We start from the raw sequence: 17,513 nt of genomic DNA, 5'->3' as shown, positions 1-17,513 counted from the left end.
CATCATCGTGGGTCCGTTCCGTGAGCTGTCTTCTATAACGTCCTCGGCTGCGTCAGCGATGACCGCCGAGATTCATTAATCAGCGTTTCCCTAGGCGGTGGCCGGGTGAGTCGTTTGCGTGAGTGTGTCGATGGCCGCTGCCGGCGCCTGGATCGCGCTGCGCCGGTGATAAAAAGCCAGCGCGCGCAAGCCGCCGAGTTCTTCGCCGCCGCCCGCGCGGCCGGGGCCGCCATGCAGCGACATCGGCATCACGTTGCCGTGGCCGGTCTGACTCTGTTGAACCGACGGCGAAATCGCATGCACGCGGCCATGCGAGTCGGCGAGTTCGAGCGCGAGCCGGCCGAGATGCGCATCGTCGTTCGAGTAGATCGACGCGACGAGCGAGCCTTGGCCGCGTCGCGCGAGAGCGACAGCGTGCGCTTCGGGCAGCGCGTTCGGGGCGGTGTCGACGCGATAGGGCGCAACACTGGCCACCGGTCCGAATACCTCGACGTCGTGCAGCAGCGTTGCGTTGTCCGGGTCGTTGACCACGAACAGATGCGGCGCGACGCAAGCCGCGATGGCCGGGTCCGCGTCGATCAGCGGCGCGGCAGAGCCGTCGTACGCGAGCACCGCTTCCTCGCGCAACGCGGCGATGCCGGCCAGCACGTTCTCGTATTGCTCGCGGCTCACGAGCGAGCCCATGCGCACGGCGTCGTTGCGCGGATTGCCGACCGTGATTGTCGCGAGCTTCGCCTTCAGCGCATCGAGCACGGCTTCGAGCACTGCTTGCGGTACGAACGCGCGCCGGATCGCCGTGCATTTCTGGCCGGACTTGACGGTCATTTCCCGCACCACTTCCTTGATGAACAAGTCAAATGCGGGCGTGCCTGGCGTGGCGTCGGCGCATAGGATCGCGCTGTTCAGGCTGTCGGCTTCCACGTTCAGACGCGCGCTGTGCTGCACGAACGCCGGATGCGCGCGCAGCGTGGCGGCGGTCTGCGCCGAGCCCGTGAACGAGACGACATCGCAGGCTCGAATCTGCTCGAGCAGACCCGCCGAGCCGCCGCAGATCACGGAGAGCGCGCCGGCCGGCAGGATGCCCGCGTCGACCACGTCGGCCACCATGCGTTGCGTGAGCCATGCGGTGGCCGTGGCGGGCTTGACGATCACCGGCACGCCGGATAGCAGCGCGGGCGCCGCCTTCTCCCACAGACCCCAGGACGGAAAGTTGAACGCGTTGATGAATAGCGCGACGCCGCGCGTCGGCGTGAGCACATGCTGCACGCTGAATGATTGGTCCTTGCTGAGCGCCACGGTGGCGCCGTCGCGCAGCGCGTGCACGTCGCCGAGCGACGCGCCGAGTTTTGCGTAGTACGACAAAGCAAACAGGCCGCCGTCGATATCGACCGCCGAATCGTTGCGCGTGGTGCCGGAGTTGGCGGTGGCGATCGCGTAGTAGTCGTCGCGTTGCGCTTGCAGCAGCTTGACGATGTCGGCGAGGCGGGCGGCGCGTTGCACATAGGTCAATGCGCGCAACGCGGCGCCGCCGTGCTCGCGCGCAAACCCGAACGCGTGAGCGAGATCGAGACCGCCGGACGAGACGCGCACCAGTGCCTCGCCCGTCACCGGGTCGGTCAGCGTCACGCCGGTGCTGCTGCCGGCGACCCACTCGCCAGCCACGTGGTTCTTCAGGAGTTCGGTCATGGTGTTCTCAAGCGGGAGTGAATTCGATTGCGCCTTGCGGCAACAGATACAGCACCAGCGCCTCGCCGTTCGCGACGGTCGGACGATGCGCGGAGCCGGGACCGTACACGCACCAGCCGGCCGGGTGGCCGTCGAACGTGGCGCCTTCGGTGAGCGGCATGATCAGGTCGATCTCGCCATGCGGATGCACGTGATGCGGACCGGCAATGTCCTTCATGTCGACCACGTCGACGGAAAAGCCGTGGGTTTCGGGTAATGGCTTGAAGATGCGGCCGTAGCGAATGCCGCCGCCCTCGCGGTTGCACAGCCAGCCTTCGGCGACGCCGGTCTGGCACGCGCTCGCGAGATCGCGGAACGTCGCGCCGTTGGCCGGCCAGGTCTGGTTCAGCCAGTTCGCCAACTGGCTGTCGAGCGGCCGGCCGGCGAGTTGCGCTGTGACGCCCGCGATCAGGCACTGGAATTCATGTGGGGACATGCGAGCCTCCTGGTCGGCGCGCTCACGCAGCCGCGGCGACTGAGCCGCCTCGATGCTTGCGTGTTGCCGCGCCATCTCCGTGACGCCGCCGAAGGACTTCGACAGCGTTTGTTATTGGATCAATATTTGGCGAAAATTAAACCGTTCACCTGGTGCGTGTCAAGCACTATAGTACATATATCGCCGTCATTGAGGTGGCAAAACATGAATCAAAAGTACTCTCTCACACCGTTGGGCGAGCCCGCCGACCACGACGCGGCCCGCGCCGAGCGGCCCGAACGCGGTGTCGAGCGCGAAGAGCGCGATCCGTTTCTGACCGCGATGGGCGAGCGCGTGCGTCTGCTGCGCGCTCGCCGCGGCATGACTCGCAAGACGCTTGCCACCGAAACCGGGTTGTCGGAGCGACATCTGGCGAATCTGGAGTCGGGCGTCGGCAATGCGTCGGTACTGGTGCTGCGGCAGATCGCGCTGACCTTGAACTGCCCGCTCGCCGAGGTGATCGGCGACGAAACCACTGCATCCGCCGAATGGCTGCTGATCCGCGAGCTGCTACAAGGCCGCGATCAGGCCGCGTTGCAGCGCGCCCGCATGGCGCTCGCCGAGATGTTCGCCCAGGCGCCGCGCGACCCGCACCGCAAGGACCGGATCGCCTTGATCGGGCTGCGCGGCGCCGGCAAATCGACGCTCGGGCGCATGCTCGCGCAGGAGCGCAAGGTGCCGTTCATCGAGCTGACGCGCGTGATCGAGCAGCTGGCCGGCTGCCCGCCGTCCGAGATTCATTCGCTATACGGAGCGGGCGCTTACCGACGCTACGAGCATCGCGCGCTGGAAGCGGTGATCCACGAGCACGAGCGCGCGGTGATCGCATCGCCGGGCGGGCTGGTGTCGGAGTCGGCCACGTTCAACGCACTGCTGTCGCATTGCTTCACCGTCTGGCTGCAGGCCACGCCGGAAGAGCATATGCGCCGTGTCATCGCGCAAGGCGATCTGCGGCCGATGTCCGGCAACAAGGAGGCGATGGACGACCTGAAGCGCATCCTGGCGGGGCGTGGCGAGCTGTATGGCCGCGCCGACATGACCTTCGACACCAGCGAGAAAACCCTCGCCGATGCCTATCTGCAACTGCGCGACCGGCTTGCCGCGCGGCTGGCGGCCGAGTCGCCGGACGACGCCTCAGTGCGCTGACCGGCGATCCGGCAGCCCAGGGTTTACTCTTAAACATGCACTAAAGTGCTTTACATGGGGTTGGTGGTGCACTATTGTTCAAAAAACAGATCTTGCAACGTCCAGTCAGGAGACGCCCCATGTCCACAGCAGCAACCGCGGTCGCACCGGTTGAATACCGCACTGATCCTTCGCAGTACAAGCATTGGAAGCTGAGCTTCAACGGTCCCATCGCGACGCTCGGCATCGATATCGCCGAGGAGGGCGGCATCCGCGATGGCTACAAGCTGAAGCTGAATTCATACGACCTCGGTGTCGACATCGAGCTGCATGACGCGATCCAGCGCATCCGCTTCGAGCATCCCGAAGTCAGGACCGTCGTGCTGACCAGCCTGAAAGACCGCGTGTTCTGCTCGGGCGCGAACATCTTCATGCTGGGGCTGTCGTCGCATGCGTGGAAGGTCAACTTCTGCAAGTTCACCAACGAAACGCGCAACGGTCTGGAAGACTCGTCGCGCCATTCGGGTCTGAAGTTTCTCGCCGCGGTGAACGGCGCCTGTGCTGGCGGCGGCTATGAACTCGCACTCGCCTGCGACGAGATCTATCTGGTGGACGACCGCTCGTCGTCGGTGTCGCTGCCAGAGGTGCCGTTGCTGGGCGTGCTGCCGGGCACTGGTGGGCTCACGCGCGTCACGGACAAACGCAAGGTGCGGCACGATCGCGCCGACATCTTCTGCACAGTGGTCGAAGGCATTCGCGGCGAGCGCGCGAAGGCATGGCGTCTGGTCGATGAAGTCGTGAAACCGAACCAGTTCGACCAGGCAATCCAGGCGCGCGCCCTCGAACTGGCCGCGCAAAGCGATCGCCCGGCGGATGCGCAAGGCGTGACGCTCACGCGGATCGAACGCACCGACCGCGAAGACGGCTTGAGCTACAAGACGCTCGACATCACGATCGATCGCGCAAAGCGCATCGCCACCTTCACGGCGAGGGCGCCGCAAACGCAACCGCCTTCGAGCATCGACGCGATCGTCGCGGCCGGCGTGAACTGGTGGCCGCTGCAGTTCGCCCGCGAGCTCGACGACGCGATTCTGTCGATGCGCACCAACGAACTCGAAATCGGCACCTGGGTCTTCAAGACCGAAGGCGACGCCCGTCATCTGCTCGCCGCCGACGCCACGCTGATGCAGCACAAGGACCACTGGTTCGTGCGCGAGACCATCGGCCTGTTGCGCCGCACGTTGGCACGCATCGACGTGTCGTCGCGTTCGCTGTTCGCGCTGATCGAGCCGGGTTCGTGCTTTGCCGGCACCTTCGCGGAACTCGCATTCGCCGCCGACCGCAGCTACATGGCCGCGTTGCCGGGCAACGAAGAGGAAGAGCCGGCCATCACGCTGTCGGAAGTCAACTTCGGGCTGTACCCGATGGTCACGCAGCAGTCGCGGCTCGCGCGGCGCTTCTATGAAGAAACCGAGCCGCTCGACACGGTGCGCGCCCGGATCGGCCAGCCGATCAAGGCAGTCGAAGCCGAACGCGTCGGCCTCGTCACCGCATCGCCCGACGATATCGATTGGGCCGACGAAATCCGCATTGCGCTCGAAGAACGCGCGGCGATGTCGCCGGACGCATTGACCGGCCTCGAAGCGAACCTGCGCTTCAATGGTCCGGAAACGATGGAGACGCGCATCTTCGGCCGTCTCACCGCATGGCAGAACTGGATCTTCAACCGGCCGAACGCAGTGGGCGAGAAGGGCGCGCTCAAGGTGTACGGCAAGGGCAGCAAGGCGCAATTCGACGTCTCGCGCGTTTGATGCGCGCCTGAACGCCGGCATCGCGCGACGCAAGCCGCGCGATCTGAAACGACGCCACCTGGCCGATACGCGCCTCTCACCGTCAGCACTGCAGCTTCGAACAAGGAACCGACCATGTCCACGATCAACTACAGCGAAAAGATTCCGAACAACGTCAACCTCGCCGACGACCGCACGTTGCAACGCGCGCTCGAACAATGGCAGCCGAATTTTCTGTCGTGGTGGGGCGATATGGGCCCGGAAGGCTCGCATGGCTACGATGTCTATCTGCGCACGGCGGTGAGCGTCGATGCGGGCGGCTGGGCGCACTTCGACCATGTGAAGATGCCGGAGTACCGCTGGGGCATTTTCCTCACGCCCGGCGAGCAGGACCGCAAGATCCACTTCGGCGAACACAAGGGCGAAGCGGCATGGCAGGACGTGCCGGGCGAGCATCGCGCGAACCTGCGCCGTATTATCGTCACGCAAGGGGACACGGAGCCGGCGTCCGTCGAGCAGCAGCGCCACCTCGGTTTGACGGCGCCGTCCTTGTACGATCTGCGCAACCTGTTCCAGGTCAACGTCGAAGAGGGACGCCACCTGTGGGCGATGGTTTATCTGCTGCATCGCTACTTCGGCCGCGACGGTCGTGAGGAAGCCGAAGCATTGCTCGGCCGCCGTTCGGGCGACGACGACAATCCGCGCATTCTCGGCGCGTTCAACGAGAAGACGCCGGACTGGCTCGCGTTCTACATGTTCACGTACTTCACCGACCGCGACGGCAAATTCCAGTTGTCGGCGCTTGCCGAGTCGGGCTTCGACCCGCTCGCGCGCACCACGAAGTTCATGCTGACCGAAGAAGCGCATCACATGTTCGTCGGCGAATCGGGTGTCTCGCGCGTGATCCAGCGTACCGCGCAGGTGATGAACGAACTCGGCACAGACGACGTCGCGAAGATCCGCGCGGCCGGCGTGATCGATCTGCCGACCATCCAGCGCTATTTGAATTTCCACTACTCGGTGACGATCGACCTGTTCGGCGCCGATCATTCGTCGAACGCGGCCACGTTTTATAGCTCGGGCCTGAAAGGCCGCTATGAGGAAGGCAAGCGCGACGACGACCATCAATTGAACGGCCACAGCTACAAGCTGCTCGACGTGCAGGGGGACAAGCTGGTCGAGCGCGAAGTGCCGATGCTCAACGCGATGAACGAAGTGCTGCGCGACGACTACATCAAGGATTCGATGGCGGGCGTGGGGCGCTGGAACAAGGTGCTGGAAAAGGCCGGCATCGATTTCCGCATGACAGTGCCGCATAAGGCGTTCAATCGGCAGATCGGCACGTTCGCGGGCACGCGCGTGTCGCCCGATGGCCGCGTGATCAGCGAAGCCGAATGGGCCGCCAACGAAGCAAAGTGGCTCGCCACGCCGGAGGACCGCGCTTACGTCGCGTCGCTGATGGGGCGCGTCACGCAAGCCGGCAAGTTCGCGAACTGGATTGCGCCGCCCGCGATGGGCATCAACCGTCAGCCGGTCGATTTCGAATACGTGCGCTTTAACTGAACGTACGAGAGCACACGAGAGACGCGTCGCACGCTTGCGCTGCACACCCTGGTGGAGGAAGTCATGAACGGCCCAGTATCGATCGAAGTTCTCAGGCAGCATCTGATCGATCCGGAAATCTGCATTCGCTGTAATACCTGCGAAGAGACGTGCCCGATCGATGCGATCACGCACGACGACAACAACTATGTGGTCAAGGCGGACATCTGCAACGGCTGCATGGCGTGCGTGCCGCCGTGTCCGACCGGCGCGATCGACAACTGGCGCACGGTGTTGAAGGCCGACGCGTACCCGATCGAAGAGCAATTGACGTGGGACGTGTTGCCGGAGCAGAACACCATGGCGGTGCCGGCCGCGGACGAGTCGACCGGCGCGCTCGCGTCGGGCGATACGCCGGCGGACGCGAGCGGTATCGACGTGGACATCGTGCGCGGCTCGGTGGTGCCGCCGTGGTCGGCCGCGAAGCCGTATGTGAATCTCTACACGCACAAGGCGCCGACCACCGCGACGGTGGTCGGCAACTACCAGCTCACGGACGGCGCGGCCGACAGCGACATCCATCACATCGTGCTCGATTTCGGTTCGATGCCGTTTCCAGTGCTGGAAGGGCAGTCGATCGGCATTCTGCCGCCCGGAGCGGGCGCCGACGGCCGCACGCATCACGCGCGCCAGTATTCGGTGGCGAGCCCGCGCGACGGTGAACGGCCCGGCTATAACAACGTGTCGTTGACGGTCAAGCGGGTGTCGCAGCAGCATGGCGACGCGATCGACGGCGTATGTTCGAACTACCTGTGCGATCTGAAGAAGGGCGACGCGGTCACCGTGATCGGTCCGTTCGGCAGCACGTTCCTGATGCCGAATCATCCGAACTCGCATCTGCTGATGATCTGCACCGGGACCGGCTCCGCGCCGATGCGCGCGATGACCGAGTATCGCCGGCGGCGCCGGCTAAAGGGCGCGACCGGCAAATTGATGCTGTTCTTCGGCGCGCGGACCAAGGAGGAGTTACCGTACTTCGGACCGCTGACGAATCTGCCGAAGGATTTCATCGATACGAATCTGGCGTTCTCGCGCACGCTGGGTCAACCGAAACGCTACGTGCAGGACGCGATGCGCGAACGCGCGGTCGACGTCGCGCAAATGCTCAAGGACGACAACACGCATGTCTATGTGTGCGGCCTGAAGGGCATGGAAGACGGCGTGCTGCAAGCGCTCCAGGAAATCAGCGACCAGCATCAGCTGGATTGGGAAACACTGTGGGCGAAGATGAAGCGCGAAGGGCGGCTGCATCTGGAGACTTATTGACGCGCGTAAGCGCGCCGAGCCCCCGCCGACAGACTGCAATTGATGTAAACGAAGGCCCCGCCGGTCACGCAAGCATGACGGTCCGCGCGGGGCCTTGTCACGTGTGTTACCTCGACGGATCGGCTCCGTCTTCATGCTGCGCAGGCGACACCGCACCGCACGCGCGGATCACCAGTTGCACGACTTCCTCGGTGGTGGCCTCGAAGGCTTTTCGTGTCAATGCGCGCTTGCCCTTGAGCGCGCGAATCTGCGCGTCGAAGTCGGCGTAATGCTGGGTGGTCGCCCAGATCATGTACATCAGCGTCTGCGCATTCACCGGCGCGAGCAGGCCACGCGCAATCCAGCCGTCGATCACTTTCACCCGGCTATCGAGCCACGGCTTCACGCGTCCGGTCAGGATGTCCTCCATGTGCTCCGCGCCGTGGATGATCTCGCTCGCCCACACCTTCGAGCCGAGCGGCCGGCGGCGCGACAAATCCATTTTCGCTCGCACGTAGCCACCAATCGCTTCGACCGGGTCGTCGCTGCATTCGAACGTATCGGCGGCGCGGTGCCAGTCTTCGAACAGATCTTCCAGCACGCGCCGGTAGAGCGCGAGCTTGGTCGGGAAGTAGTAGTGCACGTTGGCTTTCGGCAAGCCTGCGCGTTCCGCGATCATTGCGGTGCTCGCACCGTCGAGCCCCCGTTCCGCGAATACCGCTTCGGCGCATGCCAGCAGATGCGCTTCGTTCGACTCGCGAATGTGCGCCTTGCGCCGCCGCAAAGGCGCGCGTGTTTCGTCGTTTTCCGTGATGCTGGCCGCCACGTCGTCGTCTCTCATGTTCGCCTTCAGCGGCAGGTGCGCCGCTTCGCGCTTCATTCTAGTCGTTCGGCGCGAGCCTCACACACCCTTTTGGAGATGGCGCGCGAGCCGTGCTGCAGCGCAATGGCACGCTTTTCGCTCTGTTCTCGCTCTGTTTCCGTTCGAACGAAATGCATTGATTTGGCGGGCTTAATCGTCTACAACCTGTCCAACTGGACAGGATTGAGAGAGCGGGCGCGGCATCAGGGTTTGCCCTCTGTGTGAGAGCGGACCTGAGAGCGGACCGAACGCATCGACCGTGCACCGTCGGCGTGCGGACACGCCCCAAAACCCGCCGCCGATGCACCAGTTTCATGTCGGTTCACCGAAAGGAGCGAGACGAATGAACGTGGTATCCGAAGCGCTGAAACACGCCCCGAAGGAAGTCCCCTTGGGGGATGCCCCGCAGGGCGCAGACCTTGCGACGTCGATCCGGGTCGATGGCAAACGGCTGTGGGAGAGCCTGATGACGATGGCGAAGATCGGCGCGACACCCAAAGGCGGCGTTTGCCGCCTCGCGCTCACCGACCTCGACCGGGAAGGGCGCGATCTGATCGTCAGCTGGGCGAAGCAGGCCGGTTGCACGGTCAGTGTCGATCAGATGGGCAATGTGTTCATGCGTCGCGCCGGACGCAATCCCGCTGCGCTGCCGGTGATGACAGGCTCGCACGCGGACTCGCAGCCGACCGGCGGACGGTTCGACGGCATCTACGGTGTGCTGGGCGGTCTCGAAGTGATTCGGAGTCTTAACGATCATGGCATCGAGACCGAGCATCCGATCGAAGTGGTGATCTGGACCAACGAAGAAGGCTCGCGCTTCGCGCCGGCCATGGTGGCCTCGGGTGTGTTCGCCGGCGTGTTTACGCTGGACTACGGCCTGTCGCGCAAGGACGTCGACGGCAAGACCATCGGCGAGGAACTCAGGCGCATCGGTTATGCGGGCGATCTTCCGTGCGGAGGCCGGCCGTTGCATGCGGCGTTCGAACTGCATATCGAACAAGGGCCGATTCTCGAAGCCGAGCAGAAGACCATCGGCGTCGTGACCGATGCGCAAGGCCAGCGCTGGTATGAAATCACCTTGACCGGGCAGGAGGCGCACGCGGGTCCGACGCCGATGCCGCGCCGCCGCGATGCGCTGCTCGGTGCCGCGCGTGTGGTCGAGCTGGTCAATCGCATCGGGCTCGACCACGCGCCGTTCGGCTGCGCGACGGTCGGCATGTTGCAGGTCCATCCGAACTCGCGCAACGTGATTCCGGGCCGGGTGTTCTTCACCGTCGACTTTCGTCATCCGGACGACGCGGTGCTCGCCAGCATGGACGCCGCGTTGCGCGACGGCGTGGCCGAGATTGCGAAGCGCATCGGTCTGGAAACCGAACTCGAACAGATCTTTTACTACGCGCCGGTCGCGTTCGATGAAGCCTGCGTGAAGTCCGTGCGTGCCGCCGCGGAACGTTTCGGCTACGCGCATCGCAACATGGTGTCCGGTGCGGGGCACGACGCGTGTTATCTCGCGCAGGTCGCGCCGACTTCGATGGTGTTCGTGCCGTGTGTCGACGGGATCAGTCACAACGAGATCGAGGACGCCACCTTCGAATGGATCGAGGCGGGCGCCAACGTGTTGCTGCACGCGATGCTGGAGCGAGCGTGCGAGCCGGTTTCGTGACGCGGCACCAGTTGCGTTAAAGGCCGCGGTAAAGGTCGCGCCGATTTTCCCTCGCGTTACCCGTAGTGCCCATAAACATGCCGTCCCGGCTCCGCCTGAGCGCAGCCGGCAGGCACGGCTACGTCCTCACATCGAAGAAGGAACGTGTATGGCCATCAAGCAAACCGGCGACATTGCAGCCCAGCGCCTGTCGCCCGAGCAGCTTTCGTGCGAGTTCTCCGATATCGCGCCGTTGCTCGACGCGAGCGCCGCGGCCGCGGCAGCGAGCCGCTGTCACTACTGTTACGACGCGCCTTGCGTGAGCGCGTGTCCGACGCGCATCGACATTCCCAGCTTCATTCGCAAGATCAGCAACGGCAATCTGAAGGGCGCCGCCGTGGATATTCTGTCTGCCAATCCGATGGGCGGCATGTGTGCGCGCGTGTGTCCGACCGAGATTCTTTGCGAAGGCGCATGCGTGCGTCACGCTCAGGACGCGACGCCGGTGGCGATCGGCGCGTTGCAGCGGCACGCGACCGATTGGGCGATGGCGCGTGGCGAGCCGCTGTTCAGGCGCGCGGCCGAAACCGGCCGGCACGTCGCGGTGGTCGGCGCCGGGCCGGCCGGGCTCGCGTGCGCGCATCGGCTGGCGCTGGCGGGACATCGCGTGACGATCTACGACGCCCGTGAGAAAGCCGGTGGCCTGAACGAGTATGGCATTGCCGCGTACAAGACCGTCGACGATTTTGCGCAGCGTGAAGTGGCGTGGTTGTGTTCGATCGGTGGCATTGCAATCGAGCATGGCGTTGCGCTCGGACGCGATGTCGAGCTCGACACCTTGCGCCAGCGCCATGATGCGGTGTTCCTCGCGATCGGTCTGGGTGGCGTGCGCTCGCTCGCGATGCAAGGCGAAGACCTGAGCGGCGTATTGAACGCGATCGACTTCATCGAACAGATTCGCAGTGCTAGCGATTTCGGCACGGTGCCGGTGGGCCGCCGCGTCGTCGTGATTGGCGGCGGCAACACAGCGGTGGATGCAGCCGTGCAAAGCCGCAAACTCGGCGCGACATCCGTGACGATGGTGTACCGCCGCGGGGTCGAGTCGATGAGCGCCACCTGGGCGGAGCGCGACTTCGCGCAGACCAGTGGCGTCACGCTCGTCACGCATGCATCGCCGACGCGCCTGATCGGCGCGGATGGCGTGGTCACCGGTGTCGAGTTCGAACGGACCGCGAGCGACGGCATTCAGGAGCGCTTCGTGGTCGAAGCCGACATGGTGCTCAAGGCGATCGGACAAACGCTCGTGCCGGTGGGCATCGCACGCGAGTTGTTGACGCTCGACGGTAGCCGCATCGAGGTCGATGCGAACGGGCGAACCTCGCTCGCCGATGTGTGGGCGGGCGGCGATTGCGCGGCCACCGGCGGCATCGACCTGACGGTGCAGGCCGTGCAGGACGGCAAGGTGGCCGCCGCCGCGATCGACGCACAGTTCGCCCGCACCGCGGTGCAAGCCGCGTAGCGAGGCATCACGCTGCACAACGCTACGCAGCGCCGCATCGCGCCGCGCGCAGCACGCATCAGCAACCAGATAAACGAGCAGTCCCCAAGGAGCCGAACATGGCCGATCTGCGCTGTACGATTGCCGGCATTACTTCGCCGAATCCTTTCTGGCTCGCGTCCGCGCCGCCCACCGACAAGGCCTGGAACGTGAACCGCGCGTTCGAAGCGGGCTGGGGCGGCGTGGTGTGGAAGACGCTCGGCCTCGATCCGCATGTGGTGAACGTCAGCTCGCGCTACGGCGCGGTGCAATGGAATGGTCAACGGATCGCAGGCCTGAACAACATCGAGCTGATTACCGATCGCCCGCTCGACGTCAATCTGCGCGAGATCGCGCAAGTCAAACGCGACTGGCCCGAGCGCGCGATGATCGTGTCGCTGATGGTGCCGTGCAATGAACGCGACTGGAAGTGGATCCTGCCGCTCGTCGAAGATACCGGGGCCGATGCGGTCGAATTGAATTTCGGCTGCCCGCACGGGATGAGCGAGCGCGGCATGGGCGCGGCGGTCGGCCAGGTGCCCGAGTACATCGAAATGGTCACGCGCTGGGTCAAGGAGGGCACCAAGCTGCCGTGCCTCGTCAAGCTCACGCCGAACATCAGCGACATCCGGCTCGGCTCGCGCGCCGCTTACAAGGGCGGCGCGGACGGCGTGTCGCTGATCAACACGATCAACTCGATCGTCGCGGTCGATCTCGACGCGATGTCGCCGTTGCCGATGGTCGACGGCAAAGGCACGCACGGAGGCTACTGCGGCCCGGCGGTGAAGCCGATCGCGCTGAACATGGTCGCGGAAATCGCCCGCGACGGCGAGACGCCGAACCTGCCGATCTCCGGCATCGGCGGCATCTCCACGTGGCGCGACGCCGCCGAATTCATCGTGCTCGGCGCGGGCAGCGTGCAGGTGTGCACGGCTGCAATGCACTACGGATTCCGTATCGTTGCCGATCTGGCCGACGGTCTCTCGAACTGGATGGACGAAAAAGGCTACGCGACGCTCGACGAGATTCGCGGCCGCGCCGTGCCCAATGTCACCGACTGGAAGTACCTGAATCTCAACTACGACATCAAGGCGCGCATCGATCAGGATAAGTGCATTCAGTGCGGCCTGTGCCATATCGCCTGCGAGGACACCGCTCATCAGGCGATCACGAAAGAAAAAGATGGCGTCCGGCATTTTGAAGTGATGGACTCCGAATGCGTCGGCTGCAATCTGTGCATGCATGTGTGTCCGGTCGAGCAGTGCATCACGATGGAGCGTGTCGATAGCGGCGAGTACGCGAACTGGACCACGCATGCGCACAACCCGGCGCGGGTGGCTGCGCCGCCGCCCGCGACGGCCGCAGTGAATGAAACCGCCGAGACCTCTGCCGCGGGGACCCAGGCGCAGACCGCGAAGGCGGCCTGAAACACGACGTCGAGTCGCCGGTAGAAAACGCAGCGCCTGTACCGAACCTGTCTTTTCCCCAGGCCCGACACGCCATCCGAAGCGGGGCGGGCCGCAACGATCAAGTGGAGATCTTTCGATGAAGCAGACAGCGCAATCCGTCGATCCGCACTTCGCGGCCGGCGCGCAGGGCAGCGGTCTTTACAACGACGACCTTGCGCCGACCGGCCCCGCGCAACGCACGTGGAGGTGGTATCACTTCGCCGCGCTATGGGTGGGCATGGTGATGAACATCGCGTCTTACATGCTCGCCGCCGGTTTGACGGAGCAGGGCATGTCGCCGTGGCAAGCTGTCGTGACCGTGCTGCTAGGCAATCTGATCGTGCTGGTGCCGATGCTGCTGATCGGTCATGCGGGCGCGAAGCACGGCATTCCCTATGCTGTGCTGGTGCGCTCTTCGTTCGGCACGCGCGGCGCGAGGCTGCCCGCGTTGCTGCGGGCGATCGTCGCGTGCGGATGGTATGGGATTCAGACCTGGCTCGGCGGCAGCGCGATCTACACGCTGCTGAACATCCTGACCGGCAACGCGCTGCATGGCGAGATGCTGCCGTTTATCGGCATCTCGCTCGCGCAGCTCGCATGCTTCCTCGTGTTCTGGGCGCTGCAGATCTACTTCATCGTGCATGGCACCGAAGCGATCCGCCGGCTCGAAAGCTGGTCCGCGCCGATCAAGATCGTGATGTGCATCGCGCTCGTGTGGTGGGCGACCTCGAAAGCGGGCGGGCTCGGCTCGATGCTGTCGGCGCCGTCGCAATTCGAGCCGGGCGGCAAGAAGGAAGGGCTCTTCTGGGCAACCTTCTGGCCGAGCCTCACCGCGATGGTCGGCTTCTGGGCGACGCTCGCGCTGAACATCCCCGACTTCACGCGCTTTGCCAGATCGCAGCGCGATCAGATCATCGGCCAGTCGATCGGCTTGCCGGTGCCGATGGCCTTGCTCTCGGTGATTTCGGTGGTGGTGACGTCGGCGACGGTGGTGATTTACGGCAAGGCGATCTGGGATCCGATCGACCTGACGAGCCGCATGACCGGCATCGGCGTCGGCGTGGCATTGATCATCCTGACGCTCGACACGATGTCGTGCAATCTCGCGGCGAATCTCGTCGGGCCCGCGTATGACTTTTCGAGCCTGTGGCCGAAGGCCATTTCGTATCGCGCCGGCGGCATGATCACCGCGACCATCGCGATCGTGATGATGCCGTGGAAGATCCTCGCCACCACCCAGGGCTATATCTTCACGTGGCTGGTCGGTTATTCGGCGTTGCTGGGTCCGGTGGCCGGCATCCTGATGGTCGACTACTTCCTGATTCGCGGCACAAAGCTCGATACTCGCGAACTGTTCGACGAGCGGGGCGAGTACAGCTATACGGGCGGCTGGAATGTCGGCGCGGTGCTCGCGCTGGTCATCGGCGTGCTGCCGAATCTGCCGGGCTTTTTGCACACCGCGTTTCCGGCCTCGTTTCCGAACGTGCCGGCGATCTTCAATACGCTCTATACGTATGCATGGTTCGTCGGCCTCGCGTTGGCGTCGATCGTATACAGCGCATGGATGAAGCTGAGCAAGGGACCGAGTGCGCGAGTGGCGAGCGCATGAGTGCCCAGGCAGTACGTTGCGCAGTACGTTGCGCGGTGCGTTGTATCGAAACCAGCAGTTCATAAGGAGGCGGCAACATGACGACCCTGATTCGCGGCGGCACGATTATCGACGCGGAGAACACGTATCGTGCGGACGTGTTGTGTGCGCACCCGCAGGACGGCGGCACGATCCTGCAGATCGGCGCGGACCTGGAAGCGCCGGCAGGCGCGACTGTCGTCGATGCGGGCGGGCAGTACGTGATGCCCGGCGGCATCGATCCGCACACGCACATGGAATTGCCGTTCATGGGCACCACGGCGAGCGACGATTTCTACACGGGCACCGCCGCGGGTTTGTCGGGTGGCACGACCAGCATCATCGACTTCGTGATTCCGAGTCCGAAGCAACCGCTGATGGAAGCGTTCGACGAATGGCGCGGTTGGGCGGAGAAGGCGTCGGCCGACTACGGCTTTCACGTGGCGGTGACATGGTGGGACGAATCGGTCTATCGGGACATGGGCACGCTGGTGCATGAACATGGCGTGTCGAGTTTCAAGCACTTCATGGCCTACAAGAACGCCATCATGGCCGACGACGAAGTGCTGGTGAACAGCTTCTCGCGTTCGCTCGAACTCGGCGCGCTGCCCACCGTGCATGCGGAAAACGGCGAGTTGGTGTTCCAGTTGCAGCGTCAGTTGCTGGCCAAAGGCTTCAGAGGTCCGGAGGCGCATCCTTTGTCGCGGCCGCCGGAAGTGGAGGGCGAAGCGGCCAATCGCGCGATCCGGATCGCCCAGGTGCTGGGCGTGCCGGTGTACATCGTGCACGTGTCCGCGAAAGACGCGGTCGATGCGATCGCACGTGCCCGCAGCGAGGGCTTGCGGGTGTTCGGCGAAGTCTTGCCGGGCCATCTGGTGATCGACGAAGCGGTCTATCGGGACCCTGACTGGACTCGCGCCGCCGCGCACGTGATGAGCCCGCCGTTTCGCTCGGCCGAGCATCGCGAGGCATTGTGGCGTGGCTTGCAGGCGGGCCAGCTGCACACCACCGCGACCGATCACTGCGTGTTTTGCGCATCGCAGAAAGCGATGGGCCGCGACGACTTCACGAAGATTCCGAACGGTTGTGGCGGCGTCGAGGATCGGATGGCGGTGCTCTGGCATCACGGCGTGAACTCGGGGCGGCTCACGCCGAATGAGTTCGTGCGCATCACGTCGACCAATGCCGCGCAGATCTTCAACCTGTATCCGCGAAAAGGCGCGGTACGCGTTGGCGCGGACGCCGATCTCGTGGTGTGGGACCCGAGCGCGAGTAAAACGATTTCGGTGCGCACGCATCACCAGAAGGTCGACTTCAACGTATTCGAAGGCATGACGGTGCAGGGCGTCGCGATGCACACGCTCACGCGCGGCGCGCTCGCCTGGACCGACGGCGAATTGCGCGCGGTGCGCGGCGCGGGGCGTTATCTGAAGCGGCCGCCGAATCCGGCTTATTTCGATGCGATCCGCGTTGCCAACAAGCGCAAGGAGCCGCATCCCGTGGAGCGGTGAGCAGCGCGTACGCAAGGGGCTTTGAAAAAATCAGACGGTTTGCTACAGTGCGCCCGTTCAGCCGGGCGCGGCCGCCGGTGGGAACAGCCAGACACCGACCTCGACCACCGCTGTAGCCAACCTGACGGAGTCCCTTGTGAAGCCGCTGCGTTCCATTCTGCTGGTCGCGCTGTTGCAGGCGTTGACGACGAGCCCCGCGTGGGCCGTCGACGAACTCGCGCAAATCAAATCCTCAGGCGTGTTGCGCATCGGCACCGAAGGCAGTTACGCGCCGTTCACCTACCACGACGAATCGGGCCAACTAACCGGCTTCGACGTGGAACTCGCCACAGCGATCGCGCAGCGCCTGGGCGTCAAGCCGCAATTCATAGAAAGCAAATGGGAAGGTTTGATCGCCGGTCTCGATGTGAACCGCTACGACGCGGTGATCAATGAAGTGGCCGTCACCGACGCGCGCAAAGCCAAATACGACTACTCCGACCCGTACATCACGTCGCACGCGGTGCTGATCGTCGCGTCGGACAACACATCCGTCAAATCCTTCAGCGACCTGAAGGGCAGGAAGTCGGCCAATTCGCTGTCGAGCAATCTCGGCAGGATTGCGTCGAGGTATGGCGCGGAGCTGATTCCGGCACGGGGCTTCGACGAATCGATCGAATTGCTGGAGGCGGGCCGGGTCGACGCAACCGTCAACGATTCACTGTCGTTTCTCGACTTGAAGAAGCGCGAGCCGGATGCGAAGCTGAAAGTCGTCGCCGTCGATAGCGAGCCGGACGGCAGCGACCAATCCGCGATGCTGATCCGCAAAGGCAGCCCCAAATTGCGTGCGGCGCTCAACAAGGCGCTGGCCGACATCAGGGAAGACGGGACGTACGCGAAGATCTCGCAGAAGTATTTCGGCAAGGACGTCTTTCATTAAACGCG

The 17,513-nt window shown here is 64.3% G+C and carries 13 protein-coding genes; 10 read left to right on the top strand and 3 right to left on the bottom strand.

Annotated features, from left to right (window positions below; translation table 11 throughout):
* Positions 1–90 precede the first annotated feature (90 nt).
* Both BN2475_RS26590 and BN2475_RS26585 read right to left on the bottom strand, forming a co-directional pair.
* Positions 91–1,686: a 3,4-dehydroadipyl-CoA semialdehyde dehydrogenase gene (locus tag BN2475_RS26590; protein ID WP_094782440.1), complete on the bottom strand. Its 1,596-nt coding sequence runs from the start codon at positions 1,684–1,686 to the stop codon at positions 91–93.
* A gap of 7 nt (positions 1,687–1,693) precedes the next feature.
* Positions 1,694–2,161 carry a DUF4863 family protein gene (locus BN2475_RS26585; RefSeq protein ID WP_094782444.1) on the bottom strand — a complete coding sequence of 156 codons (468 nt, stop codon included), beginning with the start codon at positions 2,159–2,161 and terminating at the stop codon, positions 1,694–1,696.
* 204 nt (positions 2,162–2,365) lie between these two features.
* Between BN2475_RS26585 and BN2475_RS26580 the strand changes: the two genes are divergently transcribed.
* From BN2475_RS26580 to boxA, 4 genes are all read left to right on the top strand, one after another.
* Positions 2,366–3,346: a helix-turn-helix transcriptional regulator gene (locus BN2475_RS26580; protein WP_094782439.1), complete on the top strand. Its 981-nt coding sequence runs from the start codon at positions 2,366–2,368 to the stop codon at positions 3,344–3,346.
* A gap of 119 nt (positions 3,347–3,465) precedes the next feature.
* A complete protein-coding gene (gene boxC, locus BN2475_RS26575; RefSeq protein WP_094782438.1) occupies positions 3,466–5,136 on the top strand; it encodes a 2,3-epoxybenzoyl-CoA dihydrolase in 1,671 nt (556 codons plus the stop codon).
* A 114-nt stretch (positions 5,137–5,250) separates the two neighbouring features.
* A complete protein-coding gene (gene boxB / locus BN2475_RS26570) occupies positions 5,251–6,678 on the top strand; it encodes a benzoyl-CoA 2,3-epoxidase subunit BoxB (RefSeq protein ID WP_094782437.1) in 1,428 nt (475 codons plus the stop codon).
* A gap of 63 nt (positions 6,679–6,741) precedes the next feature.
* Complete coding sequence (gene boxA, locus BN2475_RS26565; protein ID WP_094782436.1) at positions 6,742–7,983, top strand: benzoyl-CoA 2,3-epoxidase subunit BoxA; 1,242 nt, start codon at positions 6,742–6,744, stop codon at positions 7,981–7,983.
* A 106-nt stretch (positions 7,984–8,089) separates the two neighbouring features.
* Here boxA and BN2475_RS26560 read toward each other — a convergent pair whose 3' ends face one another.
* Positions 8,090–8,842, bottom strand: a complete 753-nt coding sequence (locus tag BN2475_RS26560) for a TetR/AcrR family transcriptional regulator (protein ID WP_174642049.1) — start codon at positions 8,840–8,842, stop codon at positions 8,090–8,092.
* Positions 8,843–9,167: 325 nt separating this feature from the next.
* Between BN2475_RS26560 and BN2475_RS26555 the strand changes: the two genes are divergently transcribed.
* From BN2475_RS26555 to BN2475_RS26530, 6 genes are all read left to right on the top strand, one after another.
* Positions 9,168–10,487 (top strand): Zn-dependent hydrolase, encoded by a 1,320-nt coding sequence (locus BN2475_RS26555; RefSeq protein ID WP_245841610.1) that lies wholly within the window; start codon positions 9,168–9,170, stop codon positions 10,485–10,487.
* 148 nt (positions 10,488–10,635) lie between these two features.
* Complete coding sequence (locus tag BN2475_RS26550) at positions 10,636–11,985, top strand: NAD(P)-dependent oxidoreductase (RefSeq protein ID WP_094782435.1); 1,350 nt, start codon at positions 10,636–10,638, stop codon at positions 11,983–11,985.
* Between the two features lie 98 nt (positions 11,986–12,083).
* Positions 12,084–13,430 (top strand): NAD-dependent dihydropyrimidine dehydrogenase subunit PreA, encoded by a 1,347-nt coding sequence (gene preA, locus BN2475_RS26545; protein WP_245841608.1) that lies wholly within the window; start codon positions 12,084–12,086, stop codon positions 13,428–13,430.
* Between the two features lie 118 nt (positions 13,431–13,548).
* Positions 13,549–15,060, top strand: coding sequence for an NCS1 family nucleobase:cation symporter-1 (locus BN2475_RS26540; protein ID WP_094782434.1), 1,512 nt, complete (start codon positions 13,549–13,551; stop codon positions 15,058–15,060).
* Between the two features lie 77 nt (positions 15,061–15,137).
* A complete protein-coding gene (hydA, locus tag BN2475_RS26535; protein ID WP_094782433.1) occupies positions 15,138–16,589 on the top strand; it encodes a dihydropyrimidinase in 1,452 nt (483 codons plus the stop codon).
* Between the two features lie 136 nt (positions 16,590–16,725).
* Entirely contained in the window at positions 16,726–17,508 is a 783-nt protein-coding gene (locus BN2475_RS26530) for an amino acid ABC transporter substrate-binding protein (protein WP_094782432.1), read from the top strand.
* Positions 17,509–17,513: the final 5 nt, after the last annotated feature.

It is taken from the genome of Paraburkholderia ribeironis (genome assembly GCF_900019265.1).
GTDB lineage: Bacteria > Pseudomonadota > Gammaproteobacteria > Burkholderiales > Burkholderiaceae > Paraburkholderia > Paraburkholderia ribeironis.
Note: the sequence above shows the minus strand (reverse complement) of the source record. Positions and strands in the feature narration are given on the sequence as shown.

Bases quoted from the DNA above. Each gene is read 5' to 3' on its own strand.
- BN2475_RS26590 (WP_094782440.1), bottom strand. From the start codon at position 1,686: ATGACCGAACTCCTGAAGAACCACGTGGCTGGCGAGTGGGTCGCCGGC.
- BN2475_RS26585 (WP_094782444.1), bottom strand. From the start codon at position 2,161: ATGTCCCCACATGAATTCCAGTGCCTGATCGCGGGCGTCACAGCGCAA.
- BN2475_RS26580 (WP_094782439.1), top strand. From the start codon at position 2,366: ATGAATCAAAAGTACTCTCTCACACCGTTGGGCGAGCCCGCCGACCAC.
- boxC (WP_094782438.1), top strand. From the start codon at position 3,466: ATGTCCACAGCAGCAACCGCGGTCGCACCGGTTGAATACCGCACTGAT.
- boxB (WP_094782437.1), top strand. From the start codon at position 5,251: ATGTCCACGATCAACTACAGCGAAAAGATTCCGAACAACGTCAACCTC.
- boxA (WP_094782436.1), top strand. From the start codon at position 6,742: ATGAACGGCCCAGTATCGATCGAAGTTCTCAGGCAGCATCTGATCGAT.
- BN2475_RS26560 (WP_174642049.1), bottom strand. From the start codon at position 8,842: ATGAAGCGCGAAGCGGCGCACCTGCCGCTGAAGGCGAACATGAGAGAC.
- BN2475_RS26555 (WP_245841610.1), top strand. From the start codon at position 9,168: ATGAACGTGGTATCCGAAGCGCTGAAACACGCCCCGAAGGAAGTCCCC.
- BN2475_RS26550 (WP_094782435.1), top strand. From the start codon at position 10,636: ATGGCCATCAAGCAAACCGGCGACATTGCAGCCCAGCGCCTGTCGCCC.
- preA (WP_245841608.1), top strand. From the start codon at position 12,084: ATGGCCGATCTGCGCTGTACGATTGCCGGCATTACTTCGCCGAATCCT.
- BN2475_RS26540 (WP_094782434.1), top strand. From the start codon at position 13,549: ATGAAGCAGACAGCGCAATCCGTCGATCCGCACTTCGCGGCCGGCGCG.
- hydA (WP_094782433.1), top strand. From the start codon at position 15,138: ATGACGACCCTGATTCGCGGCGGCACGATTATCGACGCGGAGAACACG.